Genomic DNA, 23,992 nt, shown 5'->3' with positions numbered 1-23,992 from the left:
TTGCCGGGGTGTCCAGGTCGGGGCTAGGTTCGCCGGATGGTGGAGATCAACACGGCGCGGTTGGTGCTGCGGAACTGGCGGGACGCCGACCTGGCGCCGTGGGCGGCGATGAACGCCGACCCGGAGGTCCGGGAGCATCTCGGGCCGCTGCTCAGCCCTGAGCAGGCAGCCGCCTCGATGCGCCGCTTCCAGGCCGATCTTGACCGCGACAGCTTCGGCTTCTGGGCGCTGGAGGTCCGCGAGACCGCTGAGTTCGTCGGGTTCGCCGGCCTCGACGTGGTCGACGAGGGCATGCCGTTCACCGGGGTGGAGGCCGGCTGGCGTCTGGCCCGGTCGGCCTGGGGACACGGGTACGCCACCGAGGCGGCGCTCGCTGTGCTGCGGTACGGCTTCGACAAGGTCGGGTTGACCGAGATCCTGGCCGTCACCACCCGGACGAACCTGCGTTCGCAGGCGGTGATGCGCCGGATCGGGATGACCACCGACCCGGCGGACGACTTCGACGACCCGGGGGCGGCCGACGGTCCACTACGCCGGTGCGTGCTCTACCGCACGCGTTCCGAACCGGGAGGACAGGGCTGACCGCCGGTCGTTCCCGCCGGGGCGGGGCGGGGCGGGGCGGCGGCGCGGGCGGACGGCGGCACGGGCGGACGGCGCGTCGTAGCCCTGCCCTACAGTCACCGGTCATGATTGATGACGACGAGCACACGTCGCCGGGCTGGGACGCCATCGACGCCGCCCTGGACCGGCTCTACCCCGGCGTCGAACCGCAGCACTACGGCACGCTCATCAAGTGGATGATGGGCGGCCCGGACCCGCTCGACGGCATCAGCTTCTATCCGCGTCCCGACCACTGGCACCTGGTCAGCTACGGCATGTCCGAGCTGTACTCCAAGGACTCCGACAATCCTGACGAGTCGGGCTGGGGCTTCGAGTTCACCTTCCGGGTCGCCCGGACCGCCGACGAGACCGAACCGCCGCTCTGGGCGGCGAACCTGCTGCAGAACCTCGCCCGGTACGTCTTCAACTCCGGCAACCCGTTCGGGCCCGGTCATCACCTCGACCTGAACGGTCCCATCTCCCTCGCCCGGCCGGAGACCCTGATCCGCGCGGCGGCCTTCGCCACCGACCCGGAACTCGGGGTCGTCGACACCCCGCACGGCCAGCTGCGGTTCCTGCAACTGGTCGGGCTGACCCTCGACGAGTACGCGGCGATCGAACGCTGGAACGCGGACCGGCTGCTCGAGGTGATGACACCGGAACTGCCGCTGCTCGTCACCGACCTGGACCGGGGCAGCCTCACCGACCGGCCCGGCGTCCGTGCGGCGATCGAGGAGGGGGTACGCCGGGACGGCTCCTCCACCGACGCGCTCCTCGTCGAGGAGGCCGGTTGGCGGATCGGGCCGGGCGGGCAGCCGGGGGAACCGGCGACGACGACGGTGACGGTCGGGGCGAACGCGGCGGAGCGGATCAGCCGGGTGCTGGCCGCCCGACTGCCGTTCGGACATGGACTGTTCCTCCAGGCGCGGGAGAGCGCGATCAGTTTCCGCCCCAGCGACCGGTTCGCGGTCACCGACAACGGGAACGGGCTCGTCTCGATCGACGTACCTCCGGCGGTGCGCGCCGAGCTGACCGACGTGCTGCGGCCGGTCGCCGGGACGTACCGGCTGGCCGGCGCCCCGGAACTGGTCGTGGAGATCGTCGTGTCCCGGATCCGTGACCAGGAGGGCAACGTCGTCGCCGAGATCGGCTGACCCCGCGCGGGACTCCGGAACCTTCGACGCCCCTCGATAGTGGAAGAGGGTGAGGAGAGGGGCCGTTTGGTGGGGCAGCTGAACACGATTGCCGAGGTCTACGCCGCGAGCTTCCGGCGGCTGATCGTCCATCTGTACGCCGTCACCGGAGACCTGAACGAGGCGCAGGAGGTGGTGCAGGAGGCGTTCGTCCGGGCGTTGACCGCGCCCGGGCGTTTCGACCAGTTGGAGAACCCGGAGTCGTGGCTGCGCCGGGTCGCCCTCAACCTCGCGCACACCCGCTACCGACGGCGACGGACATTGGACCGCCTGTTACGTCGGGTCGGTCCACCCCCGGTGATCCCGGACCTCTCCTCCGAACATCTCGCGCTGATGGCCGCCCTCCGGCAGCTGCCCGCCGGACAACGGCACGCCATCGCCCTGCACTACCTGGTGGACCTGCCGGTCGAGGAGGTCGCCCGGACCCTCGACGTGTCGGTCGGCACCGTCAAGTCGCGGCTGTCCCGGGGGCGTACCGCGCTCGCCGCCCTCCTCGCCGAACCAGCCGAACTCGTCGGCTCCGGGAGCACATGATGCCGAGGTATCCGTTCGACCCGGCCACGGTGGCCGAGGCGGTCACCCAGCCACCCCTGACCGACCTGGCCGAACGGGCCGGTCGTCGGGTACGACGCCGCCGGGCCGCCGTCTCCGCCGGCGCGATCGGCATCGCGATGGTCCTGACCCTGACCGCCGTGCCGCTGGCCCGGACCTGGTGGAACCTGCCGTCGACCGCGCCCGCCGCCGCGGGTGTCCTCGTCGAGAGTGCGGTACTCGGCCGGAAGGTCGTGGTCACCGTGCGGTACAACCAGTGCGCGGTCGAGTTCAGCGTCACCCGGAACTCGGGTGACACCTGGTCGTCGTGGCGGGGACCGGTCCGGTGGCGCACCTGCGGCGCCCCGACGACAACCTCGTACGAGCTGCTCGGCCCCGACCTCTACGTGGCGGTTGTGCAAGGCGTCCGGTACCTGAGCCGGGACGCCGGCGAGAGCTGGGAGCAGCAGGCCGAGAAGGTCACCGACGTGGCCGAGTTGCCGCCGCACCTCATACCGCGGGGCGACGAGGCGGGCCAGTTCGTCAACCCGGTCACCGGGGCGATCTACCGGATCGGCCCACCGCTGCCGCTGCTCGGCTTCTGGTCGATCCGCCGTACTCCGGACGGCACCCTGTGGGGGTGGGGGCCGCACGGCGCCCCGGAGGCGGTCCACCCGACGGCCCAGGCGAAGGTGGTCCGCAGCGACGACGCCGGCCGCACCTGGCTGCCGACCGCCGCACTACCGGTGCTCGACAACAACCCGATCCTGGTCCCGGCGAGCGGACGGGAGGCGTACCTGCTGGGCCGCCGCGACGGACGGTCGGTGCTCCACCGGACGGAGGACGGCGGTCGGAGCTGGACCGCCAACGCCGTGCCCTGGGCGGACGTGGCGGTCGGCACCGTGACCTACGGCGGTTACCTGCTGCTCTGCGAGTGGCGGGCCGGCGACCGGGACTTCGTGCTGTGGCGCAGCAGCGACGGCGGCCGGACGTTCCAGCAGGGCGACGTCGTCACCGTCTCCGGGACACCGGACTTCGGCGAGGTCGACGGCCTGCTCTGGGCGGGCGGGGACGGACGTACCGCCACGAGCGTCGACGGCCGGTGGACGGTGGCGGTGCCCCGCCGCGTCTGACGCGATCTTCGACTGGGGGTGGAGGCTACCTGCGCCGGCGTGCGGCCCGCACGACCCGCCGGGCGGTGCGCGCGCCGGCCGTGGCGCCGGAGCGTCGGCCGGCCGCGCCGGAGCGCCGACCACGGAGGTTGAGCCAGACGCCGGTGCCGAGAACCAGCAGCCCGAGCGGCAGGCCGAGCAGCGTGATCAGCGCCGCCTCGTACAGCTCGGTGCTCCATTCGGCCCGTATCTGGTCGGTGGCGGCGGGCACCGGCATCGCCGCGCCGGCGAGTCGGCCGTACGTCAGCACCAGCAGGACGGCACCGGACAGGATCAGGAGCCAGCCCAGCTCACGTCGCCAACCGCTCCACCCGAGCCGCGCCCACCACCGCCGTGCCGCCACCCGGCAATGATCGGTACGCCGCCGACCCCCCGTCAAGCACGTGGTCGAGGTTTACCGACGGACAAATCGGGTACGGCCTCCCACAGTGTCGAAGCGCGGACTGTCGGAGCGCGGACTGTCGGGCCGGACGACCGGACGAGAGGTCGGGCGGTCGACATCCGCCGAACCTGGGAGACGACCATGATGGAGAGCCGAGCCAAGGTGCTGGGACATCCGGTGCATCCGATGCTGGTGATGTTCCCGATCGCGCTCTTCGTGGCCGCGGTGATCTTCGACGTGATCGACGTGGCCGGTGGGCCGGGTTTCCTCGGTGAGCTGGCGTACTGGAACATCCTGGTCGGTCTGATCGGCGGCGTACTGGCGGCGGCGGCCGGCGCGGTGGACCTGCTGGCCGTGCCCTCCGGCACCCGGGCCAAGCGGGTCGGCGTCGCGCACGCCTCCATCAACCTGGCGGTGCTGCTGCTGTTCGCGGCGATCTGGGCGGTCCGGATGGCCGCCGACAACCGGGCCGCCGGCGGCGCCCTGGTCGCCATCGAGGTGGTCGCGATCGCCGGTGCCGCGCTCGGCGCCTGGTTCGGCGGGGAACTGGTCGACCGGCTCGGCGTCGGAGTCGACCCGGACGCCGACCTGAACGCCCCCAGTTCGCTGCGACCCCACCCGGCCGACGGCCAGTTCGGCGACCTCCGCTGACCCTGGCGGGGGCGCGTCGGAGATCGAGCACGACCCGGACGAGGAGGTAACACGGCGGATGGCTGAGTCAGGACGTGAATCGGGACGGGGTGGAACGGACCGGGGCTGGGATCCGAAGGACCGGCTGCAGACGCTCCGGGCGGAGCTCGGCCGCCTGATCGACTCCGCACTGGCGGGCCGGGGCGGCAGCCCCGACATCGAACTGCGCCCCGCCGACGACGGCTGGACGGTGATCGCCCGGCTGCCCGGCGTCGCCCCGGAAGAGGTGACGCTCGAACTCGACGACCGGGAACTCTGCGTCCGGGCCCGCTCCGAGGCCGAGGTCAACGCCGACCTGGGGCTCAGCGGCGAGGCGTCGGGTGAGCGTTCCTTCGAGCACCGGGTGCGGCTGCCGGAGCCGGTCGACGCCGACCAGATCGACGCGGTGATGGACCACGGCCTGCTCACCGTGACGCTGCCCCGGGCGCCCCGGCCGGGGCGCCGGACCATCACCATCGGCAGCCGGAGCCACGACCCGGGCCGGCGTGGCCGGGGTACGACCGGGCCCGGCACCCCGCCCACCGTGGTCGACCCGGCCGCCGACCGGGAACTGCACCGCCCGAACACCGCCGCCGGCACGCCGGCGCCCCGGTTCACGGGTTGACCCGCCGACGGGTGCCCGCCCGATGATCGGCACGGTGCGTGACATCGTCGGCGACGTCGAGCGGATCGCCGTACTCCGGGCCAACGCGCTCGGCGACTTCATCTTCGCCCTGCCGGCCCTGGACGCGTTGCGGGCCTGCTATCCGGACGCCGAACTGGTGCTGCTCGGCGCGCCCTGGCACGAACGGCTGCTCCGGGACCGGCCCGGCCCGGTCGACCGGGTACTGGTGGTACCGCCGGCACCCGGTATCCGGACCGCCGGCCCCGACGAGGAGCCGGACTCGATGGACCGGTTCCTCGCCGACGCCCGGCGGGAGCGCTTCGACCTCGCCATCCAGCTGCACGGCGGCGGGGCGAACTCGAATCCGCTGGTCGCCGCGCTCGGCGCCCGGGTCACCGCCGGCCTGCGCGCCGAGGACGCCCCACCGCTGGACCGGTGGATCCGGTACGTCTACTACCAGCCCGAGATCGTCCGCTACCTGGAGGTGGTCGGCCTGGTCGGGGCCAGCCCGGCCGGGCTGGTGCCCCGGCTGGCGGTCACCGACGCGGACCTGGCCGAGGCCCGGGCGGTGCTCGGCGAACCGGACCGGCGGCGGGTCGCCCTGCACCCGGGCGCCAGCGACCCGCGCCGGCGCTGGCCGCCGGAACGCTTCGCCGAGGTCGCCGACCAGCTCACCGACCAGGGGTACGAGGTGCTGGTCACCGGCGTTCCGGCCGAGCGGGACGTGGTCGGTCGGGTGGTGGCGGCGGCCCGGCTGCCGGTGCGGCCACTGGTCGGCGAGCTGTCACTGGGCGGGCTGATCGGCTGCTACCACGACTGCCAGGTGGTGGTCTCCAACGACACCGGCCCGGTGCACGTCGCCGCCGCGATCGGCACCCCGACCGTCGGCATCTTCTGGGTCGGCAACCTGATCAACTGTGCGGTGCCGCTGCGTGGCCGGCACCGCCCGATCGCCTCGTGGACCATCCACTGCCCGGAGTGCGGCGTCGACTGCTCCCGGGACATCTATCCGGCCCGCTCCGGCGGCGGGATCTGCCCGCACCGCAGTTCGTTCGTCACCGACGTACCGGTGGTGGAGGTGCTGGCGGCGGTGGCCGACCTGACCCGGGACAACACCGGGCGGACCGGTCAGCCGGCCGCGTCCCGTACCGCCGGATAGACCCCGACCACGGCGGCGGCGACCGGCAGCAGGGAGATCAGTACGGCGTACTCCAGGATGTCCAGCCAGCGGGCGCGGAACGGGGAGTGCCGATTGCGGACCACCCGGTCGGCGTAGACCAGGCAGAGCGCTCCGGCCGCGCCGAGCACCGCCGCCGTGGCGAACAGCCAACTCGGGCCCAGGATCGACGGTAGCCGCCAGCCCAGCCCGGCCAGGATCAGCAGCCCGACGGCGACCGTGCAGACCCGTTGTGCCGCCCCGGCGTACGACCGGGAGCGCACCAGCCAGGCCACCCCGGCCAGACCCACCAGCAGCGGTGACCAGGCGGAGCCGTCCCGCAGCAGCACCACGGCGCAGCCGGCCACCGCCACCCCGAGCGCGCTGACCAGGGCGGTCAGCAGGTTCGCCGCCGTCGACGTCGCGTCGAGCACCGACGAGCCGAGCGCCGGCCGCTCGTCGGCCCGGAACGACTCCATGTCCTCTGGCACGGTCGGCATCGGCAGCCCGGCCAGCCGCAGCGAGACGATCGGCGCGACCGTGGTGAGCGTGGTCAGCACCACGACCGCGACCGCCGCCGCGTGCTCCGGCCGTACGTCGAGCAGCAGCACGGTGGCGGTGACCAGCGTGCCCGTCCCGGCGGCGACGACCGTGCCGACGAAAAACGGGTGCCGGTGCACGATCGCCACCGTCAGCATGGCGTGGAAGGTCAGGGTGGCCAGGCCGAGGGCGAGGGGGCCGGCCCCGACCGGCCAGCCGGGGTGCGGCGGCAGCGCGGTCACCCCGGCTGCCAGCGCGGCGACCAGGCCGGCGGCGGAACAGACGGCCGCCGACTCGACGTCGGCGTACGCCCGGGCCAGTGCGCCGGCGGCGAGCAGCAGCGTCACCGCGACCACCCCGGCGGCGATCGCCGACTGCGGCCGCCCGGCCAGCCCGGCGAGCAGCAGCAGGGTGGCCCCGGTCAACAGCAACGCGGCCGTGACCAGGCCGAGCCGGCGGCCCACCCGGGGTCGCCAGGCACCCCGCCGGCTCTGGGCGGCGCTGGCGATCGCGTCGACCACGTCGTCGAAGAGCAGTGGGGCCTGATAGCTCGGGCGGGACGTCAGCTGCAGGATCTCGCCGTCGGCGATGGTGCTGGCGGCGACGGTCAGCCCCGGTGACAGTGCCGGCCCGCCGACGCGGGACAGCACCCAGCCGGTGCCGTCCGTCCCGGACTGCGGTGCCGCGCGGGCCAGCCGGACCAGTTGCGGGATCAGTTCGGCCAGGGTGCAGTGCACCGGCAGTCCGACGTCCATCCGGGCCCGGGGGGCGACGACGGTGACCCGGCGTAGTCCGGATACCGGTGCGGTCGCCGGGCCGGGCGGCGGCGGGTTCACGTCGATCGGGTCAGCCGGTCGGCGGCGGCGATCAGCGGCGCGAACCGTTCCTCGGTCGTCCTGGCCAGTCGCTCCTGGGCGTTGTTGACCGCCTCGGTGACCAGCGCCCCCACCTCCTGCGGACCGTGGCGGCGGAGCACCGCGGGATCGAAGGAGACGTCGGTGACCCGGCCGGTGCCGCGTACGGTCACCACCACCTCGTTGCCCCGGGAGGCGCCCCTGATGAGCAGTTGGCTGACCGCCTGCCGGATCCGGTCCGCCTCGTGCCGCTGCTGCTCCAGCCGGGCCAGGGTGGTCGCGATCTCGTCCGGCAGTCCGGTGTCGCCGGGTGTCCCGTTCATCGACGTGCCTCCGAACTCATCCGACGGGCAGCGGTGTGGCGGCCGCGCTGGTGGTGAACAGCGTGGCCAGGGTGTTGCTGAGCTGGTTACGCGTCGCGTCGGACGCGGACTGGGCCTGCTGTTTGGCCGAGAGGGCCGCCTGGACCGCCTTCAGGATCGCCAGGACCACCATGATCTTGTTCCACGGCGACGGCATCGCCCGGGCCCGGGCGATCTCCTGGGCCATCGTCTGGATGATGGAGTTGGCCTGCTGGGCGAAGCTCTGCCGCTGCTGCTGGACTTGGTTGGTGGCCTGGGTCAGCGCCGCCGCCGCGCCGTTCAGCCGTCGGCTCTCCTGCTCCAGCGCCACCCGCAACACATTGACCAGCAGGTTGTTGAGGTTGGTGGTGTCCTGGTCGGTGCGGGCGTACGCCTGCCCGAACCAGTTCTGGCCCAGTTGGGTCACGGTCCGCCGGGCGTCGTCGGCGGCGGTGGTGATCTGGGTGGCGCACCGGTCGCACTCGGTCGCCCGGTTCCGCAACGCCGCCGGATTCCCCGTGACATCTTTCGTTGCCTCGGCCAGCAAGAGGAAGCCGGCCTGGATTATCGCCGTCACCTGACCTGTGTCCATCGCCCCGCCTCCGTTTCCCGGCGAGCGTAGTGCCGCTCCCGGGATGCGGCCGACGGCAAAATTACCCACCACGACCCGGCGGGGTCCGCCGCAGACTGCGGGGATGGGTTACCCGTCCCTGCCGGCCGGCCGCCGGGTGGTCGCCCCGGAACCGCCGAGCGGCGAGATCGTCCTGGAGTCGCCGCCCGGCCTGGTCAAGGGCAGTGCGCAGGCGATGATGCACCTGCTGTTCATGGTGCCGATGATGCTCGGCATGGGCGCCATGTCGTTCGTCTACATCGGACGGGCCGGCGGGCCGATGACGTACCTGTTCGGCGGGCTGTTCGCACTGGTCATGATCGGCATGATCGTGATGGCGCTGGCCGGCGGCCGGCAGGCCACCAAAACGAAGATCAACGAGGAGCGCCGGGACTACCAGCGCTACCTCACCGGGCTGCGCCGCAAGGTGCGGGACGTGGCGGAACGGCAGCGCGCCGCCCTCGGCTTCGACCACCTCGACCCCACCGACCTCTGGACCCTCGTCGACGGTCCCCGACTCTGGGAACGGCGCCGCTCCGACCCGGAGTTCGGCCAGGTACGGATCGGGGTCGGGCCGCAACGACTGGCCACCCCGCTGCGTTCGCCGCAGACCGTGCCACTGGAGGACCTCGACCCGGTCTCCTCCGCCGCACTGCGACACTTCATCCGGGCGTACTCGACGGTGTCCGACCTGCCGGTGGCGATCTCGCTGCGCGGCTTCGCCCGGATCGGCGTCAGCGGCACCCGGACCCGGACTCGCGACCTGGTCCGCGCGCTGCTCGCCCAGGCGGCGACCCTGCACTCCCCGGCCGACCTGCGGATCGGGTTCTGCCTCGCGGCCGACCGGGTCGCCGACTGGGACTGGGCCAAGTGGCTGCCGCACGCCCAACACGGCACCGACCGCGACGCCGTCGGGCCGGTCCGGCTGGTCGCCGGCGACCTCGACGAACTCGCCGAACGGTTCGGTGCCGACCTCGGCACCCGCCCGGCGTTCACCCGGCAGACCGGGACGGGCTCCGACCAGCCGCACCTGCTGGTCGTGGTCGACGCCGGGCGGACCGCCGGCACCACCCGGCTCGCCCCGGAGAACGGCCTGCACGGCGTCACCCTCGTCGAGATCGTCGACGCCCCGCCCGACGAACCGGTCCCGGACACGCTGCTGCTGCACGTGACCGAGGAGCGGCTCGGCATGCTCGTCGAGGCCGCCGCCGGGCCGAGCCTCAGCTTCCTCGGCCGGCCGGACCGGCTCGACACCGCCGGCGTCGAAGCCCTGGCCCGGGCCCTGGCACCCCGCCACCACAGCACCGCGCCGGCCCAGGAGACCCCGCTGTCCAGCACCTTCGGGCTGGCCGTACTGCTCGGGCTCGGCGACCCGCGCGACACCGACCCGGCGCTCACCTGGCGACCCCGGCCGGCCCGGGACCGGCTGCGGGTGCCGCTCGGCCTCGACCCGTACGGCCGGCCGGTCGAACTCGACCTCAAGGAGTCGGCCGAGGGCGGGATGGGACCGCACGGGCTGGTCATCGGGGCCACCGGCTCCGGCAAGAGTGAACTGCTGCGTACCCTGGTCACCGGGCTGGCGGTGACCCACTCCTCGGAGACCCTGAACCTCGCCCTGATCGACTTCAAGGGCGGCGCGACCTTCGCCGGGATGACCCGACTGCCGCACACCTGCGCGGTGATCACCAACCTCTCCGACGACCTGGCGCTGGTCGACCGGATGGCCGACGCGATCAACGGCGAACTCGTCCGCCGGCAGGAACTGCTCCGCTCCGCCGGCAACTTCGCCTCGGTCCGGGACTACCAGCGGGCCCGGGAGTCCGGCACCGACCTGCCGCCGCTGCCGGTCCTCCTGGTGATCATCGACGAGTTCAGCGAACTGCTGACCAGCCGACCCGAGTTCATCGACCTCTTCGTGCAGATCGGCCGGCTCGGCCGCAGCCTCGCGGTGCACCTGCTGCTCGCCTCGCAGCGGCTGGAGGAGGGCCGGCTGCGCGGGCTGGAGGCGCACCTGTCGTACCGGATCGGGCTGCGGACCTTCTCCGCCTCGGAGAGCCGGGCGGTGCTCGGCGCACCCGACGCGTACCACCTGCCGGCGGTGCCCGGCTCGGCGTACCTGAAGACCGACACCGACACCCTGCGACGGTTCAAGAGCGCGTACGTCTCCGGCGACCTGCCGCCCCGGGTCAGCGGCCTGGCGCCGACCGCCGTACCGGGCCGGCAGGTGCTGCCGTTCACCCTGGTCCGGGTGGCGTCGGTGGCCCCGCCGGTGCCACCGGCCCCGCCCGTACCGCCGCTGCCGGCCGGGGCTCCGGTCTCGCCGGCTCCCGGCGGCACCGGCGAGACCGCGATGGCCGCGATGCTCTCCCGGCTCACCGGCGCCGGGCCGGCCGCGCACCAGATCTGGCTGCCGCCGCTGGCCGAACCGCCGACCCTCGACCAGCTCCTGCCCCCGCTGGCGGTCGACCCGGAACGCGGGCTCTGCCCGTCCGGGTGGGCCGGCAACGGTGGGCTGGTGGTCCCGGTCGGGATCGTGGACAAGCCGTTCGAACAGCGCCGGGACCAGCTCTGGTTCGACCTCACCGGAGCCGGCGGCAACGTCCTGGTGATCGGCGCCCCGCAGAGCGGCAAGAGCACCCTGCTGCGCGGCCTGGTCGGCGCGCTCGCCCTCACCCACACCCCGCGCGAGGTGCAGTTCTTCCTTCTCGACATGGGTGGCGGCGCGCTCGGCCCGGTGGCCGGCCTGCCGCACGTCAGTGGTCACGCGGTACGCCGGGACGCCGAGCGGTGCCGGCGGATGGTCGCCGAGGTCGCCACCCTGCTCGGCGAGCGTGAACAGTTCTTCGCCGAGCACGGCATCGACTCGGCCGCCACCTTCCGGCAACGGCGCGCCGAGTTCACCGAGAGCGCCGACGGGCGGGAGTTCGGGGACGTCTTCCTGGTCGTCGACGACTGGGCCACCCTCAAGCAGGAGTACGAGTACCTCCAGGACCAGATCGTCCGGCTGGCCACCCGGGGGCTCGGCTTCGGCATCCACGTGGTGGTCGCCACCACCTGGTGGCTGAACCTGCCCGCCCCGCTGCGGGACGCCCTCGGCACCCGGGTGGAGCTGCGGCTCGGCGAGCCCGGCGACTCGATGCTGCACCGGCGCGCCGCGCAGAACGTGCCGACCGACCGGCCGGGACGCGGGATCACCCCGGACGGGCTGCACCTGCTCTCCGCACTGCCCCGGATCGACGGCGACCCGCGGGCGGCCACCCTCGGCACCGGAACCCTGGAGCTGGTCGGTCGGGTCCTCGAGGCCTGGCCGTACCCGCCCGCCCCACCGGTACGACTGCTGCCCCGCCTGGTGCCGGTGCAGCGACTCGACCCGGCGTACGCGGCACCGGGCCGGTCCGTGCCGCTCGGTCTCGCCGAGGCGGACCTGGCCCCGGTCAGCCTCGACTTCGACAGCGAACCGCACTTCCTGGCCTTCGCCGACGTGGAGAGCGGCAAGACGGCGCTGCTCCGGGCGATCGCCCACGGCGTGGCCCGGCGCTACACCCCGGCCGAGGCCCGGATCATCCTGGTCGACTACCGGCGCGGACTGCTCGACGTGGTCGGCCCGGAGCACCTGCTCGGCTACGCCGGCTCGGAACCGGTGCTCACGGAAATGGTCAACGACGTGGCGACCGCGATGGGGCAGCGGATGCCGGGGCCGGACGTCACCCCGGAGCGGCTGCGCCGCCGGGACTGGTGGACCGGGCGAGAACTGTTCCTGATCGTCGACGACTACGAGCTGGTCGCGGTGCCGGGACGGCTCACCCACCCGCTCGGGCCGTTGCTGGAGTACCTGCCGCACGCCCGGGACATCGGTCTGCACCTGGTCATCGCGCGGGGCAGCGGCGGCGCGTCCCGGGCGCTGTTCGACCCGATCCTGCAACGGATCAGGGAACTCGGCTCACCGGGACTGGTGATGTCCGGCAGCCGCGACGAGGGGCCGCTGCTCGGCGACATCCGGCCCGGAACACAGCCGCCCGGCCGGGGCGTGCTGGTCCGCCGTCGTACCGGCCCGATGACGGTCCAGGTCGGCTGGACGCCGCCGGTCGAGTGACCCGGCCGGGGCTCCGGCGATGTGGGTAGCGGCGATGTGGGTAAAAGTGCCGTGGGGCGGTGCTCCGGTTTTCCCTAACCTGGCGTACGACGAGGAGGAGCATCGATGGCTAACCAGGGTTTCCAGCTCGACCAGGTGGTCATCAAGACCACTGCCGCCAAGTTCGACGAGACGGCGACGAACATCCGGGGTCTGATGGGCCGGCTCAGCGCCGACCTGAACGGTCTGGTCGGGTCCGCGCAGAACTTCAACGGCGCCGCCCGGCTCGCCTTCGACACCAGCTTCCAGGCGCTGAACGAGCGGATCATGCGGGCCCAGACACAGCTCACCGCGATCGGCGAGGCGTTCAACAAGGTCATGAACGAGCACGACGCGCTCTCCAACACCCAGCAGAGCGACATCATGCGGGTGGCCCAACTCGCGGTGCAGAGCCCGATCATCAGCGGGCTCAACAACAACTGATCCGCCGGTCGAGAGGACGGAACGACGATGACAACGCAGGGCGGGGTGCCGTCGGCCGGCACCGTGGCGATGCGCTTCGAGGCGGTCAACGCCGCCGGCGGCAGCATGTTCACCTACTCGAAGGCGATCGACGAGGCACTTCAGGCGCTGCACACCGCGTTGCAGCCGGTCCGGGAGACCTGGTACCTCTCGGGCAGCGCGTCGGGACTGGAGGCGCAACTGGCCGAGGAGGCGCTGCGCGCCACGCTCGCCGAGATGAGCGAGATCATCACGAACCTCGGTGGTGTGCTGCAGAACGCGGCCGCACAGGCGGCGGCGCTGGACAGGTCCCTCGGGGGGCAGATGCCCGGGGTGGCCGCCGGTGGGGCGAATCGTTGAGCCACGCCCACCTGACCCGGTTCGGGTGTAGGCGCCTACGACACGAGGGGAAACCATGGCCGCCGACTCCTTCGCGGTGGACCTGCGTTCGCTGACCGAATTCGCCGAGGAACTGGCCACCCAGCTCGCCGGCATGGTGCAGCCGCTCGGTCAGCTCGACGCGCTGACCGAGCGGGAACTGCGGCTCGGCGCGTTCGTCGAGGCGCAGTCCCTCGGTCAGCACCATGGCGTCGCGGTCGCCGACCTGCACCACCTGGTCACCCAGGCGCGGGACGCGATCGACTTCGCCAGAGAGGTCACCGCCATGGTCAACGACGCCTACCAGCGGTACGACGCCGGGGTGACCAGCGCCGTGCAGAGCGTGGGCGGCGTGCTCCACACGACCGGCGGCGCCGTCACCGGCACCGTGCACGGGGTGGGCGGCGTGGTGCCGGCGGTGGGCGGGATCATCGCCGGCCTCGCCGCGCCGCTCAGCGGTCCGGGCACCGGGGAGGGGCAGGTCTGACCGGCATGCGACCGAGGACCGACTTCACGCCGTACAGCCACGGGCAGCTCTACCAGATGCTGCACCACGGCGACGAGACGACCGTGCGCACGGTGGCGGAGTCCTGGGACGGTGTCGGCGCCCGGCTGCACGAGCAGGCGACCAGCCTCGAACGCCGGCTCGCCCGGTTCCGCCAGCAGTGGCAGGGCGGGGCCGCCGAGCAGTACCAGACGATGATCGCCGACCTGAGCGCCGGACTGCGGCGGATCGGCGACGCCGCGTTCGCCATGCGCGACGTCGCGTACGACGTGGGTGACGCCCTGAAGCGGGCCAAGGCGCAGATGCCGCCCCCGGTCGAGGTGCCCGAACTCTCCACCGTGACCGTGGCGCTGGCCACGACGCCACTGCGGACGGACGCGTTCACCTCCGTGACGCAGGTCGCCGAGCTGCGGCAGCGCCAGACCGACGCCGCCGCCGAACTGCACCGGTACGAGCAGGCGGCCCGCGCCGCGGGGGCGGCCCACGCCAGGGCGGTGGCGGTGATGAACGCCCTCGCCGTCGAGTACGTCGCCGCCGGTGACCGGATCCCGGTGCCGCCCGAGGGGGGTGACCAGACCGGAGGACCCGGCGGTGAGCCAGTACCCGGGGAGGCCGCCGGGGTGGCCGGTGGACCGGACTCAGAGAAGGGCGGCGGGCGGCCGGTCTTCGGGGCCATGTTCACCGCCGGGGTCGCCGCCGCCGCGGCGGCCGCCGCCGGTCGGCTCGGCAACCGGGCCACGCCGGCCGTACCCGGCTGGGCGAAGAAGAAGGAGAGTGACGGCGACCGGGCCGGTGCCGGGGCGACACCGTCCGGCTCCGGCGTCGCCGGGCTGGGCCGGAGCCTGGGCGGCATCGGCGGTGGTGGCGGTGTTCCGGTCGGAGGTGGGGGCGGTGGTGGCCCGGCAGCGCCGGCCCCGACGGCGCACGGCGGTCTCTCCGGGGCCGGCGCGGCGGCCGGATCGGCGGCCGCGGCGTTTCGTACGGCGGCCGGCGCGGCAGGGTTGGGCGCCGGCATGACGCCGATGATGCCCATGATGCCGATGATGCCGTTCGCACCGACGGGCGGGGACGCGGGTGCCCGCCGGGTGCCGCCGTGGCTGACCGAGACCGAGGAGGTCTGGGGCGAGTCGGCGGTGGTCACCCCGCCGGTGCTCGGCGCGGACCCGTCGGAGGAGACGCACCCGCCGGTGGACTTCCCGTACTGACCGCGGAACAGCGGATCGTCAGGTGGAGGTGGACGATGAGAGTCGAGGGTGGCACCGAGGTCTTCCAGGTGCGGTCAGCCGAGCTCGGTACGGCGGCGACGAGGGCACTGCCGGAGCAGGTCGCCGTACTCGGGAACGCCCGGCTTACGCTGCTGTCCCAGACGGTGCCGGCGGAGTGGCTCGGCCGGTTGGCAGGCGCCCAGCAGGCTGCCACCGCGCACGCCGGCACCATCGCCACGAGTCTGCGGCAGCTCGCGGCCGCGACGACCGAACTCGAGGGCATCGTCACCCGGATCCAGGCCACCGCCTCCGGTGCCCACCGGTACGACGACGAGCAGGCCAGGAAGCATCAGGAGCAGGGCCAGCGGGTTGCCCAGGCGGGTGGGGTCACCAGTGACGCCACCGGAACGGTCGAGGGTATCGCCGGCCGGGACGCGGACAACCGTACGAGGGTCCGGTCCGTGCTGGAGGCCGCCGAGACGGAGCGGGCCCGGGTCGCCGCGGAGCGGGCGGCGCTGCTGGAGCAGCCGCCGAGGAACCTGGCTCAGCACGACGCGGCCGTCGGCGTGCTCGACGAGGAGCTCAAGCAGCTTGATGGGCGGATCAACGCCTACCAGCGGATGCTCGACAGCGATACGAAGATCCTCGCCTTCGACCCGGCCGGGAACGGGCGGGCGATCGGCCTGGTCGGAGAGATCGGCGAGAACACCCGGGCGGTCGGCGTACTCGTGCCCGGCACCTTCTCGAACATCGAGAACTTCGCCAAGTACGAGAACCTGGCCTCAAGTTTTGTCGTTCCGGGTCGCGCCTCCGGCGAGGTCGCCATGGTCGTCTGGATGGACGGCGCCCTGCCGCAGTCCCTCGTCTCGGCGGGTACCCCGTCGTACTCCCAGGAGCTGGCGCCCCGGCTGCACGACTTCGTCAACGGCGACCTGCGGCCGATGGTCGGTGACCACACCAGGATCACCGTCATCGGCCACAGTTACGGCGGCGCGACCATGGGGCTGGCCGACGCGGCGGGGATGCGGGCGGACCACGGCGTGCACCTCGGCTCCGCCGGCATGGGGCACGGAGTGCCCGAGGACCGGGTGCCGAACGACTACTTCGTCACCCGCTACGCGATCACCTCCCCGTACGACCCGATCCAGATGACCCAGGGCGGCGTCGGGGAGGGGATGGGCCTCAACCACGGGCCGGACCCGGACACGTATCCGGGAGTCATCCAGATCCCGAGCGGCCGGAGCGCCGCTGGCGAGGTGCTGACCGGAGAACTCGCGCACACCGGCCTGCTTGAGCCGTACTCGGACTCGTGGCTGAGCATCTACAACATCATCACCGGGGACGGTCCGGTACCCGCGCCCCCGATCCGCCCCGGCCGGTGACCGGGTGCCAGCACTCCCCGAAGGAGGTACGGCGATGACCGTTGACGCCGCCGGTGGGCACGTCGTCCAGGTGCAGTTCGAAGCCCTGTGGGCGGCGGCCCGGCAGGCGCTGCCGCCGCAGGCCGCGGCGCTCCGGGAGGTGCGGCGGGTGCTGCTCGCCACCCAGGTGCCGACGGAGTGGCTCGGACGGCTGCCCGGTTCCGGCCAGGCGGCCACGGCGCACGCCGGCGCCATCGTCGAGAGCGCCCGACAGCTCGAGGCGGCGGCGACCGAACTCGACCGGATCGGCGGCCACGTCACCACGACCGCGGACCGCAACAAGCAGCTCGACGACGACCACGCCCGGCAGCAGCAGGAGCAGGGCCAGCAGGTCGCCCAGGCGGAGCAGCGGTGGCCGGAGGGCCAGCGGGACAAGGCGATGGCGGTGCTGAGGGAGATCGAGGCACAGCATCCGATCAGCAGCGCGGCGGTCGCCCGCAACATGCTCGACAAGGTGATGTGGTTCGCGGGCAACATGGCGGCCGGCCAGATCGGCGACCACTACGACCAGGAGGTCCGGGAGCTGCTGAGCCAGCCGCCGACCAACGAGAACCTGCGGACGCTGGCCGAGCGGGAGACCGAGTTCTGGAACTCGCCCCGGGGCAGCGACGTCGGGGCGATGATGGGCGCCGACACGCGTTACCAGCTACTGCTGCTGTCCCGGGCGGAGTGGGTCCGGGAGCTGCCCTGGGAGCTGCGACAGCAGGGCATCGACACGATCTTCCCGCCCAAGCCCTGACCTCGACAGGCCCCGACTCCGCCGCCCGTCGCCGTCCGGGTCAGCGTCGCCAGCCCCGGGCCCGGCCGCGGCGGAGTACGGTCACGGCCAGTCCGGCCAGGACCGCGCCGACCAGGCCTAGCAGCGCGAGCACCCCGGGCAGCCGGGGACGGGCGGGCGGTCGGGTCGGGCCGACGGCCGGCTCCACGACCTGCGGCGCCGCCGCGGCGGCCCGACCGGGAGCCGGACCGGCCGGCAGTTCGGCGGTCACCGCCGCCGCGACGTCCAGCCTGCCCCAGCCCAGCCGGGGATCGCGGCCGTACGGCGGCCGGTTCGCGGTGGCGGCCAGCCGCTCCCGTACCTGGGCAGGGGAAAGTTCCGGCCGGTACGCCCTGATCAGTGCCACCGTCCCGGCGACGTACGCGGCGGCGTACGCCGGATCGCCGACCCCCCACCGCTGGCCGATCCGGCCCCTGGTGCCGGCCGCCGTGCTGACCAGGTCCGCACCCGGCGCCGCGAGGGTGACGTGCCCGCCGGCCTCGGTCTGCACCGGCGAGCCGGCCTGGTCGTGCGCGCCGACCCCGAGCACGCCCGGCAGCGCGGCCGGGTACGACCGCAGTCCCGCGCGGGCGGCGACGGCCGGGGCGACGACGACGATCTCCTCGGCCAGCGCCTCCCGGACCGCGCTCTCCAGGGCCCGGCTGCTCCGCACGGCCGGTACGACCACCAGGATCACCCCGGCACCGGCGTCGGTCGCCCGGCGGACCGCCTCGGCCAGGTCGTCCGGATCCGGCCCGTCCCCGGATCCGGCGGCCCCGTCCGTCGTCTCCGTGTAGCGCAGCGCCAGGATCCGGGCGCCGGGCGCCAGACCCGCGAAGGTGGTGGCCGGGTCGGGGCGGGCACCGACGATGCCGGCGGCGAAGGTGCCCCGGCCGTCGCAGTCGGTCCGGTCCGAGGCGCCGGCCACCTGCCCCGGCCCGAACTGCGGGTTGTCGGCGTCGATTCCGGTGCCGAGCACCGCGACGAGTTGACCGGCGCCGTCGGTCAACGGCCAGATCCGGGTCGGGTCGGTGAGCCGCTGCGCCCAGCCGACCGCGTCCTGATAGACCCCGGCCGGGGTGGCGCACGGCGCCGCCGCGTCGGCCGGTACGCCGGGCGCGGCCAGCGGCGTCAGCAGCCCGACCACCGCCGCCACGGCGAACCGCCACCGGGCCCGTGCACCGGGTTCCGGCGTGGTGGCGGTCGTGCGGTGTGGTCGGCCGCGTCCGTTCCGTGCGGGGACGGGCCCCCGGGGCCGCCCGGTGGTCATGGCCGGCTCCGTCGACCCGGCTCAGGCGGAGACCCGGTCGTCGGGTCGTCCGCAGGCGGCCATTCCGTGCTCGATCGCGAACCGGGTGAGCGCCGACCGGCGGCGCAGCCCGGTCTTGTCCCGGATCCGGTCCAGATAGGACCGGACGGTCCGGACGCTGATCCGTAGCGTCCGGGCGATGTCCTCGTCCCGCTCGCCGGCCGCCACCCAGGACAGCACGTCGACCTCGCGGTCCGAGAGTTCGAGCTGGAGGCGGGGGCCGACCCGCCGGTCCGGCAGCACCGAGGCGAGCGAGGCCGAGACGTAGCGGTGTCCGACGGCGACCTGCCGGACCGCCCGGAGGATCTCCTCGGCGTCCGCGCTCTTGGACAGGTAACCTGCCGCCCCGGCGGCCATCGCGCCCCGGACCTCGGTGCGGTCGACCTCGGCGGAGAGCACCAGCACCCGGTGGCCGAGGCCGGCCACGGTCCGGACCGCCGCCGCGTTCCGCGACCCGGGTTCCAGCAGTACGACGCAGTCCGGGCAGCGCCGGGTGGTGACAAACTCGGCGACCGTCGCGGCGGCCACGCAGAGTTCGAGGTCCGGCGCCCCGGTGACGACTCCGGTGACGGCGGTCCGGTAGAGCGGATGACCCTCGACGACCCCGACGACGGTGCTGCCTGCTGCTGCCCTCATCCCGCACCCCTCCCCAGGTCACGCCGGGACGACGTCGCCCGGTCCGGTCGGGGACCCGCCCGGACGGGGTGGGCCGACGCCGGGGCGACAACCTGACGGTATCGACGGGGCGGGGAGAGCGGTGATGGTCGATCGTCCACCAGGGGGTCCGGTGCACGGGACCGAAGGTCAGAGTTCGTCGGCCCCGATCAGGCCGTCCTGGATGGCCCGGGCGACCAGGGCCGCCTTGGTCGGTGCCGGCCGGCCGACGTTCGCGTACTTGATCCGGGCCCGTTCCAGGCAGGCGTTGACCCGGCGTACGGTCAGGCCGAGGCGCTTGGCGACCATCTCCTTGGACTCGCAGCGGAACCACTCCAGCAGCACCTCGGTCTCCCGGGGCGAGAGCCGGGGCCGGTCGGGCCGGATGTCGGTGCCGAACGCGCCGGAGAGCATCGGCGGCAGGTACGGTAGGTTGCTCGCCGCCGCCTGCACCGCCGTGACCAGGTGGTCCTCGCCCTCGGCCTTGGTCAGGTAGGTGAACGCCCCGATGTCGAGGCAGTTCAGCACGGTGTCCCGGTCGGCCCGCATGCTGTAGACGACCACCTGGCGTCCGGCGTCGACCAACCGTTTGAGGTCGCCGTACGCCGGACCGGTCAGGTCCAGTTGCAGGTCGAAGACGACCACGTCGGCGTCGCTGCCCGGCGGCAGCCAGGCGGCGGCGACGGTCGGGCCCGCGTCCAGCACCTCGATCGGCGGGTCGGCGAGCGTGCACCAGGCCCGCACCCCGGCGATCACCACCGGATGGTCGTCGACCACCACCACCGAGGTCACCGCCGCACCTCGCCGCGCTCGGTCATGTCGTCTCCTGCCAACTCGACCGGATCCAGAGTCGTTCGCCCTCCACTGTGGTCGACGTGTGCACCCCGTCGCTGTCCGGGAACGGTACGGCCTCCGGCGCGTTCGCGGCGACCACGCTCACCGTCACCTCCCGGTCGGCGCCGACCACGGTGAGGCGTACCTTGCCGCGGGCGGTGGCCAACGCCCAGACCGACGCCTCGGTCAGCCGGCGCCGCACCTGGGTGGGCAGCGCCGGGCGGTCACCGAACTCCGCGAAGGTCACCGGTACGCCCTGCCGCTCGGCGAGTTCGACGCAGGCGCGCAGTTCGTGCAGCAGCGGGTCGGGCACCGTCTCGTCCTCGGCGAAGAGCCGGCGCATCTTGGCTGCCTCGACCGCGCAGGAGCGGCGTACCGCCTCGTCGCCCGGGTCCAGGCTGCCGTCGGCCAGGCCGGACAGCAGCGGCACCGTGGTCCGGGCCAGGTCGGCGTACCGTTCCACCCGGTCCCGGGCGAGCTGGGCGGCGACCGCGCCGGCGGTGCGTACCTCCTCCTCCGCCCGGGCCACCCGCGCCGTACTGACGGCGAGCTGCCGCAGCACGATCGCGATCATGCCGACGGCGAGTTGGAAGGCGAGCACGATCACGGTGGCGTTCACCGCGGCGGCGAAGGAGAGCGCCGCCGCGCCACCGAACGCGGTCTGGGCGAACGTCAGCAGATAGCTGCCGCCGAGCACCCCGGCGAAGACCGCCGGCCGGGCGTCGAGCAGCAGCAGCACGACCGTCCAGCCGACGTCCCCCTCCGACCAGTGCGTGTAGCCGAGCCGCTGCTCCGGCGGCACACCGGCGGTGGCGAGCACGGAGAGGGCGAGGACCAGGCCGAGCAGCGGCCAGCGCCAGCGGCCGAGGGACCACCCGCGCAGGGTGTGGACCGCGACGATCGCGGTGACCAGGACAAAGCCGCCCATCGTGGCGTACTGGGCGACGGGCGGGTGGTAGCTGTCGTGGGATGCCAGCAGCTTGGGCAGGTCGAGCAGGCCGAGGACGGCCAGGTTGATCACCACGGTCGCCCAGACCAGGCCCCGGTGGAACCGGGTGGAGATGATCGCCACGTTGTCGTCGGTCGGTGGCGGCGCGTGCCGGGGGCACTCCATCCGGACCGTGGTGCCCTGCCCGCGACTGCTGCGCACGGTGGCCCGCCCACCGATCCGGTCCATCCGGTCGACCAGTGAGCGGGCCACTCCGTACCGGTGGCCGGAGACCTCGTCCGGGTCGAAGCCGCGACCCCGGTCGGTCACCTCGACCACGACGGTCTGACCGGCGTCGCCGGTCAGCGAGACGGTCACCTCGGCACGGTCGGTCTCCGCGTGCCGGACCACGTTGGTCAGCGCCTCCCGGGTCCCGTGTCCGAGCATCACCGCGTCCACCGCCCGGATCGACAGCGTCGGCAGCCCGCACAGACGTACCCGCAGTGGGGTGTGCCCGACCACCTCGCGGAGCAGCGCGACCAGGTCGGCCTCGCGTTCGGTGTCGACCGTCGGCCCGCCGAGCACGGTCAGGTCGCGGGCCGCCTGCTCGGCCAGCCACGGCTCCGGCCGGGTCACGACCCCGGCGCCGACCATCAGCAGCGTCGCCGAGGCGGTGTCGTGCAGGGCGGCGAGGTACTCCCGTTCGTCGGCGCGGCGGGCGGCGGTGATCGCGGCGTCCCGGCGGACCTGCGCACCCCGGACCACCAGCAGGTCGGCCCGGCGGGCGTTACGTCGTACCAGGCGGTAGAGGCCCCAGGAGAGGGCGACCTCCGCCACCATCCAGAGGCGGATCGCGACCGCCGCCGGCAGGTCGGTCGCGGCCAGCCAGCTCTCCGGGCTGGCGAGCGCGGTCCCGACGATGTCGGCCACCACCACCGCCGCGGTCAGCGCCACCAGGCCACGGGAGCCGACCTGCCACGGGTACGTCACCACGATGATCGCCGCGGCGAGCGGGACCCAGCCGCTGTTCTCGACGTGCTGGTCGGCCGGAGCCGTCCAGACCTGGAGCAGGCAGAGCGCACAGACCACGGTGACGTCCACCGGCACCAGCCAGCGGGGTGCCACGCGCAGCGTACGCATCGCGTAGTAGCCGTTCCAGGCGAGGAAGAGCAGCACGAGTACGGTGGCCGGCCCTGGCTCGCGGGCGGCGCCGAGCAGCAGCGACACCAGGCCCACCACGGCGACCACGGTGAGCCGGAGGCCGAGGGAGTAGCGCAGGCCCTGCCGCAGCAGCCCCTGCTCGACCGGTCCCATCAGCCGGGTACGGTCTGTCGGGCCGCGGCCGGGTCCAGGGTCGCCCCGGTCGGGAACATCGCGAGCACCGAGGCGGGTACGCCGTACGGGCGGACCCGGCCGAGCCCGAGCGAGGCGATCGCCCCGTCGCCGGTCACCGGGTACTTCCGTCCGGTGTCGGTGATCAGGTAGACGGTGCCGGACGGGGTGCCGGGTACCGGCTCCTCGGCGACCAGCGCCCCGGCTCCACCCGGTACGTAGACCTCGGTCGGGACGCCGGCACCGCCGCCGGCCGGCAGGCTGATCGGCTGCCCGTCGCCCAGCGGCAGGCCGTCGCCGACGGTGATCCGGTCCTCGGCGACGCAGACCGTGGCGTTGCCCGAGACCGGCACCGGTTCCGGGCGGCGGCGCGGATACCCGTCCGCCCTGGTCGGCGACCGTGGCGCGGCGGCGACGTCGGCGGGCCCGACCGGCAGCGGCCGGGGCAGCGCGTCCGGATAGGCGGCGCCGCTGCCCGGCGAGCCGAGTGCCAGCCGGGCCTCGGTGTCGCTGACCACGGCGAGCCCGTCGGCGCGGACCAGGTAGAACTCGTCTCCGCCGGTGGTCAGCACCTGACCGACCCGGGTCGGGCTGCCACCCACCGTCGGCCCCGGCCGCCCGACGCCGTCCACCTGGAAGGTGTCCAGGTCACGTCCGGCCGGGACGGTGTTCAGCCAGGTCGGGGCGACCCGGACGGTGTCGGCGGCGGCGAGGCCGAGGGCGACCACGGCCGGGCCGTCCGGCACCCGGTGTCGGAGCCCGTCGACGATCAGGAACCGTTCGCCGGTCGGGAGCAGTGCCACGATCGCCTGGCCGGCGCCCAGCCGCTCCCCGCCCGGTGGCTGGCCGAGCAGGACGGCGGGGACCGGCGCCTCGCCGCTGGGCCGGTCCGGGGGCTGCCGGGTGCACCGGGTCCACGGGCCGGTGAGCAGCCGGTCGGCCGCCGGCAGCGAGTCCGGGGCGCCGACGATGCCGATTCCGGCGCCCCGGGCGACACCGCCGAGGGTCTTCGCCGGCACGGTGACCGTCCGGGTGCCGTCCCCGCCGGCGAGCAGCCGGGCCGACGTGTAGTTGAGCACCGGGTGCAGCGCGCCGTCGGCACCGAGGACGAACCTCGCCCCGGTCTCCTTCTCGACGATCACCTGCCCGCCCTGGCGCCACGCCTGCTGTCGGCTCGGGGTGAGCAGGCCGATGATCCCGAAGACCGCGGCGACCAGCACGGTGACCGCCAGTCCGATCGCGGTGCCGAGCAGGAGTCGTTTCGACGGCGAGGCCGGGTGGTCGGCGTCGGCGGAGACCAGCGCGGAGACCAGCCGACGGCGGAGGAACTGGTACGCCTGGATCCGGTCCTTCTGCGTCCACACTCGACGGCCCCCGCGCGGTGTTGGCGAAACGTCAGGCAGCCGCGATGATACCGAGGGTA

The 23,992-nt window shown here is 73.8% G+C and carries 23 protein-coding genes; 14 read left to right on the top strand and 9 right to left on the bottom strand.

From position 1 onward, the window contains the following. Window positions 1–36 precede the first annotated feature (36 nt). From ABGB05_RS09345 to ABGB05_RS09330, 4 genes are all read left to right on the top strand, one after another. Complete coding sequence (locus ABGB05_RS09345) at window positions 37–582, top strand: GNAT family N-acetyltransferase (protein WP_347652805.1); 546 nt, start codon at window positions 37–39, stop codon at window positions 580–582. A gap of 104 nt (window positions 583–686) precedes the next feature. Continuing rightward, complete coding sequence (locus ABGB05_RS09340; protein ID WP_347652804.1) at window positions 687–1,754, top strand: suppressor of fused domain protein; 1,068 nt, start codon at window positions 687–689, stop codon at window positions 1,752–1,754. A 69-nt stretch (window positions 1,755–1,823) separates the two neighbouring features. Beyond that, complete coding sequence (locus ABGB05_RS09335) at window positions 1,824–2,327, top strand: sigma-70 family RNA polymerase sigma factor (protein ID WP_347652803.1); 504 nt, start codon at window positions 1,824–1,826, stop codon at window positions 2,325–2,327. After that, complete coding sequence (locus tag ABGB05_RS09330; RefSeq protein WP_347652802.1) at window positions 2,327–3,457, top strand: sialidase family protein; 1,131 nt, start codon at window positions 2,327–2,329, stop codon at window positions 3,455–3,457. Before ABGB05_RS09335 ends, ABGB05_RS09330 begins: the two co-directional genes overlap by 1 nt. A 25-nt stretch (window positions 3,458–3,482) precedes the next feature. Here ABGB05_RS09330 and ABGB05_RS09325 read toward each other — a convergent pair whose 3' ends face one another. Continuing rightward, the gene (locus tag ABGB05_RS09325) at window positions 3,483–3,839 is read right to left on the bottom strand and encodes a hypothetical protein (protein ID WP_347652801.1); all 357 of its coding nucleotides are present in this window, start codon (window positions 3,837–3,839) and stop codon (window positions 3,483–3,485) included. A 183-nt stretch (window positions 3,840–4,022) separates the two neighbouring features. Here ABGB05_RS09325 and ABGB05_RS09320 point away from each other — a divergent pair, with 183 nt between their 5' ends. From ABGB05_RS09320 to ABGB05_RS09310, 3 genes are read left to right on the top strand one after another with little or no spacing between them, the layout of a single operon-like run. Beyond that, window positions 4,023–4,529 carry a DUF2231 domain-containing protein gene (locus ABGB05_RS09320; protein WP_347652869.1) on the top strand — a complete coding sequence of 169 codons (507 nt, stop codon included), beginning with the start codon at window positions 4,023–4,025 and terminating at the stop codon, window positions 4,527–4,529. Window positions 4,530–4,587: 58 nt separating this feature from the next. Beyond that, on the top strand, window positions 4,588–5,172 hold the full coding sequence (locus tag ABGB05_RS09315; protein ID WP_347652800.1) for an Hsp20/alpha crystallin family protein: 585 nt from the start codon (window positions 4,588–4,590) through the stop codon (window positions 5,170–5,172). A 22-nt stretch (window positions 5,173–5,194) separates the two neighbouring features. Further along, a complete protein-coding gene (locus ABGB05_RS09310) occupies window positions 5,195–6,331 on the top strand; it encodes a glycosyltransferase family 9 protein (protein ID WP_347652799.1) in 1,137 nt (378 codons plus the stop codon). Here the strand turns inward: ABGB05_RS09310 and eccD are convergent. The 3 genes from eccD to ABGB05_RS09295 are packed head-to-tail and all read right to left on the bottom strand — an operon-like array spanning window position 6,301 to window position 8,655. After that, window positions 6,301–7,704, bottom strand: a complete 1,404-nt coding sequence (gene eccD / locus ABGB05_RS09305; protein ID WP_347652798.1) for a type VII secretion integral membrane protein EccD — start codon at window positions 7,702–7,704, stop codon at window positions 6,301–6,303. The genes ABGB05_RS09310 and eccD overlap by 31 nt on opposite strands. Beyond that, entirely contained in the window at window positions 7,701–8,045 is a 345-nt protein-coding gene (locus ABGB05_RS09300; RefSeq protein ID WP_347652797.1) for a YbaB/EbfC family nucleoid-associated protein, read from the bottom strand. Before ABGB05_RS09300 ends, eccD begins: the two co-directional genes overlap by 4 nt. Before the next feature lie 16 nt (window positions 8,046–8,061). Beyond that, window positions 8,062–8,655 carry a hypothetical protein gene (locus ABGB05_RS09295; RefSeq protein WP_347652796.1) on the bottom strand — a complete coding sequence of 198 codons (594 nt, stop codon included), beginning with the start codon at window positions 8,653–8,655 and terminating at the stop codon, window positions 8,062–8,064. Between the two features lie 103 nt (window positions 8,656–8,758). Between ABGB05_RS09295 and eccCa the strand changes: the two genes are divergently transcribed. From eccCa to ABGB05_RS09260, 7 genes are all read left to right on the top strand, one after another. Then, on the top strand, window positions 8,759–12,766 hold the full coding sequence (gene eccCa / locus ABGB05_RS09290) for a type VII secretion protein EccCa (protein ID WP_347652795.1): 4,008 nt from the start codon (window positions 8,759–8,761) through the stop codon (window positions 12,764–12,766). 105 nt (window positions 12,767–12,871) lie between these two features. Continuing rightward, window positions 12,872–13,228: a WXG100 family type VII secretion target gene (locus ABGB05_RS09285; RefSeq protein ID WP_347652794.1), complete on the top strand. Its 357-nt coding sequence runs from the start codon at window positions 12,872–12,874 to the stop codon at window positions 13,226–13,228. Between the two features lie 27 nt (window positions 13,229–13,255). Beyond that, on the top strand, window positions 13,256–13,606 hold the full coding sequence (locus ABGB05_RS09280; RefSeq protein ID WP_347652793.1) for a hypothetical protein: 351 nt from the start codon (window positions 13,256–13,258) through the stop codon (window positions 13,604–13,606). A gap of 55 nt (window positions 13,607–13,661) precedes the next feature. Continuing rightward, entirely contained in the window at window positions 13,662–14,111 is a 450-nt protein-coding gene (locus ABGB05_RS09275) for a hypothetical protein (RefSeq protein WP_347652792.1), read from the top strand. 5 nt (window positions 14,112–14,116) lie between these two features. Further along, complete coding sequence (locus ABGB05_RS09270; protein WP_347652791.1) at window positions 14,117–15,334, top strand: PPE domain-containing protein; 1,218 nt, start codon at window positions 14,117–14,119, stop codon at window positions 15,332–15,334. A gap of 35 nt (window positions 15,335–15,369) precedes the next feature. Continuing rightward, window positions 15,370–16,716 (top strand): alpha/beta hydrolase, encoded by a 1,347-nt coding sequence (locus ABGB05_RS09265; protein WP_347652790.1) that lies wholly within the window; start codon window positions 15,370–15,372, stop codon window positions 16,714–16,716. Window positions 16,717–16,750: 34 nt separating this feature from the next. Beyond that, the gene (locus ABGB05_RS09260) at window positions 16,751–17,494 is read left to right on the top strand and encodes a hypothetical protein (RefSeq protein WP_347652789.1); all 744 of its coding nucleotides are present in this window, start codon (window positions 16,751–16,753) and stop codon (window positions 17,492–17,494) included. Between the two features lie 40 nt (window positions 17,495–17,534). Here the strand turns inward: ABGB05_RS09260 and ABGB05_RS09255 are convergent, their stop codons facing one another. The 5 genes from ABGB05_RS09255 to eccB form a co-directional block, all read right to left on the bottom strand. After that, window positions 17,535–18,782, bottom strand: a complete 1,248-nt coding sequence (locus tag ABGB05_RS09255) for a S8 family serine peptidase (protein ID WP_347652788.1) — start codon at window positions 18,780–18,782, stop codon at window positions 17,535–17,537. A 21-nt stretch (window positions 18,783–18,803) separates the two neighbouring features. Then, window positions 18,804–19,457, bottom strand: coding sequence for a response regulator transcription factor (locus ABGB05_RS09250; RefSeq protein WP_347652787.1), 654 nt, complete (start codon window positions 19,455–19,457; stop codon window positions 18,804–18,806). 168 nt (window positions 19,458–19,625) lie between these two features. Next, a complete protein-coding gene (locus ABGB05_RS09245) occupies window positions 19,626–20,267 on the bottom strand; it encodes a response regulator (protein ID WP_347652786.1) in 642 nt (213 codons plus the stop codon). 22 nt (window positions 20,268–20,289) lie between these two features. Then, window positions 20,290–22,551, bottom strand: a complete 2,262-nt coding sequence (locus ABGB05_RS09240; protein ID WP_347652785.1) for an ATP-binding protein — start codon at window positions 22,549–22,551, stop codon at window positions 20,290–20,292. Next, the gene (eccB, locus tag ABGB05_RS09235) at window positions 22,551–23,933 is read right to left on the bottom strand and encodes a type VII secretion protein EccB (RefSeq protein WP_347652784.1); all 1,383 of its coding nucleotides are present in this window, start codon (window positions 23,931–23,933) and stop codon (window positions 22,551–22,553) included. Before eccB ends, ABGB05_RS09240 begins: the two co-directional genes overlap by 1 nt. Between the last annotated feature and the right edge of the window lie 59 nt (window positions 23,934–23,992).

It is taken from the genome of Plantactinospora sp. B5E13, assembly GCF_039871775.1.
GTDB lineage: Bacteria > Actinomycetota > Actinomycetes > Mycobacteriales > Micromonosporaceae > Plantactinospora.
This window is presented reverse-complemented; position numbering and strand designations above follow the sequence as displayed.

Excerpts from the sequence above, each read along its gene's own strand:
- ABGB05_RS09345 (WP_347652805.1), top strand. The coding sequence starts at position 37 with ATGGTGGAGATCAACACGGCGCGGTTGGTGCTGCGGAACTGGCGGGAC.
- ABGB05_RS09340 (WP_347652804.1), top strand. The coding sequence starts at position 687 with ATGATTGATGACGACGAGCACACGTCGCCGGGCTGGGACGCCATCGAC.
- ABGB05_RS09330 (WP_347652802.1), top strand. The coding sequence starts at position 2,327 with ATGCCGAGGTATCCGTTCGACCCGGCCACGGTGGCCGAGGCGGTCACC.
- ABGB05_RS09320 (WP_347652869.1), top strand. The coding sequence starts at position 4,023 with ATGGAGAGCCGAGCCAAGGTGCTGGGACATCCGGTGCATCCGATGCTG.
- ABGB05_RS09315 (WP_347652800.1), top strand. The coding sequence starts at position 4,588 with ATGGCTGAGTCAGGACGTGAATCGGGACGGGGTGGAACGGACCGGGGC.
- ABGB05_RS09310 (WP_347652799.1), top strand. The coding sequence starts at position 5,195 with ATGATCGGCACGGTGCGTGACATCGTCGGCGACGTCGAGCGGATCGCC.
- ABGB05_RS09300 (WP_347652797.1), bottom strand. The coding sequence starts at position 8,045 with ATGAACGGGACACCCGGCGACACCGGACTGCCGGACGAGATCGCGACC.
- ABGB05_RS09295 (WP_347652796.1), bottom strand. The coding sequence starts at position 8,655 with ATGGACACAGGTCAGGTGACGGCGATAATCCAGGCCGGCTTCCTCTTG.
- eccCa (WP_347652795.1), top strand. The coding sequence starts at position 8,759 with ATGGGTTACCCGTCCCTGCCGGCCGGCCGCCGGGTGGTCGCCCCGGAA.
- ABGB05_RS09285 (WP_347652794.1), top strand. The coding sequence starts at position 12,872 with ATGGCTAACCAGGGTTTCCAGCTCGACCAGGTGGTCATCAAGACCACT.
- ABGB05_RS09280 (WP_347652793.1), top strand. The coding sequence starts at position 13,256 with ATGACAACGCAGGGCGGGGTGCCGTCGGCCGGCACCGTGGCGATGCGC.
- ABGB05_RS09275 (WP_347652792.1), top strand. The coding sequence starts at position 13,662 with ATGGCCGCCGACTCCTTCGCGGTGGACCTGCGTTCGCTGACCGAATTC.
- ABGB05_RS09270 (WP_347652791.1), top strand. The coding sequence starts at position 14,117 with ATGCGACCGAGGACCGACTTCACGCCGTACAGCCACGGGCAGCTCTAC.
- ABGB05_RS09265 (WP_347652790.1), top strand. The coding sequence starts at position 15,370 with ATGAGAGTCGAGGGTGGCACCGAGGTCTTCCAGGTGCGGTCAGCCGAG.
- ABGB05_RS09260 (WP_347652789.1), top strand. The coding sequence starts at position 16,751 with ATGACCGTTGACGCCGCCGGTGGGCACGTCGTCCAGGTGCAGTTCGAA.
- ABGB05_RS09255 (WP_347652788.1), bottom strand. The coding sequence starts at position 18,782 with ATGACCACCGGGCGGCCCCGGGGGCCCGTCCCCGCACGGAACGGACGC.
- ABGB05_RS09250 (WP_347652787.1), bottom strand. The coding sequence starts at position 19,457 with ATGAGGGCAGCAGCAGGCAGCACCGTCGTCGGGGTCGTCGAGGGTCAT.
- ABGB05_RS09240 (WP_347652785.1), bottom strand. The coding sequence starts at position 22,551 with ATGGGACCGGTCGAGCAGGGGCTGCTGCGGCAGGGCCTGCGCTACTCC.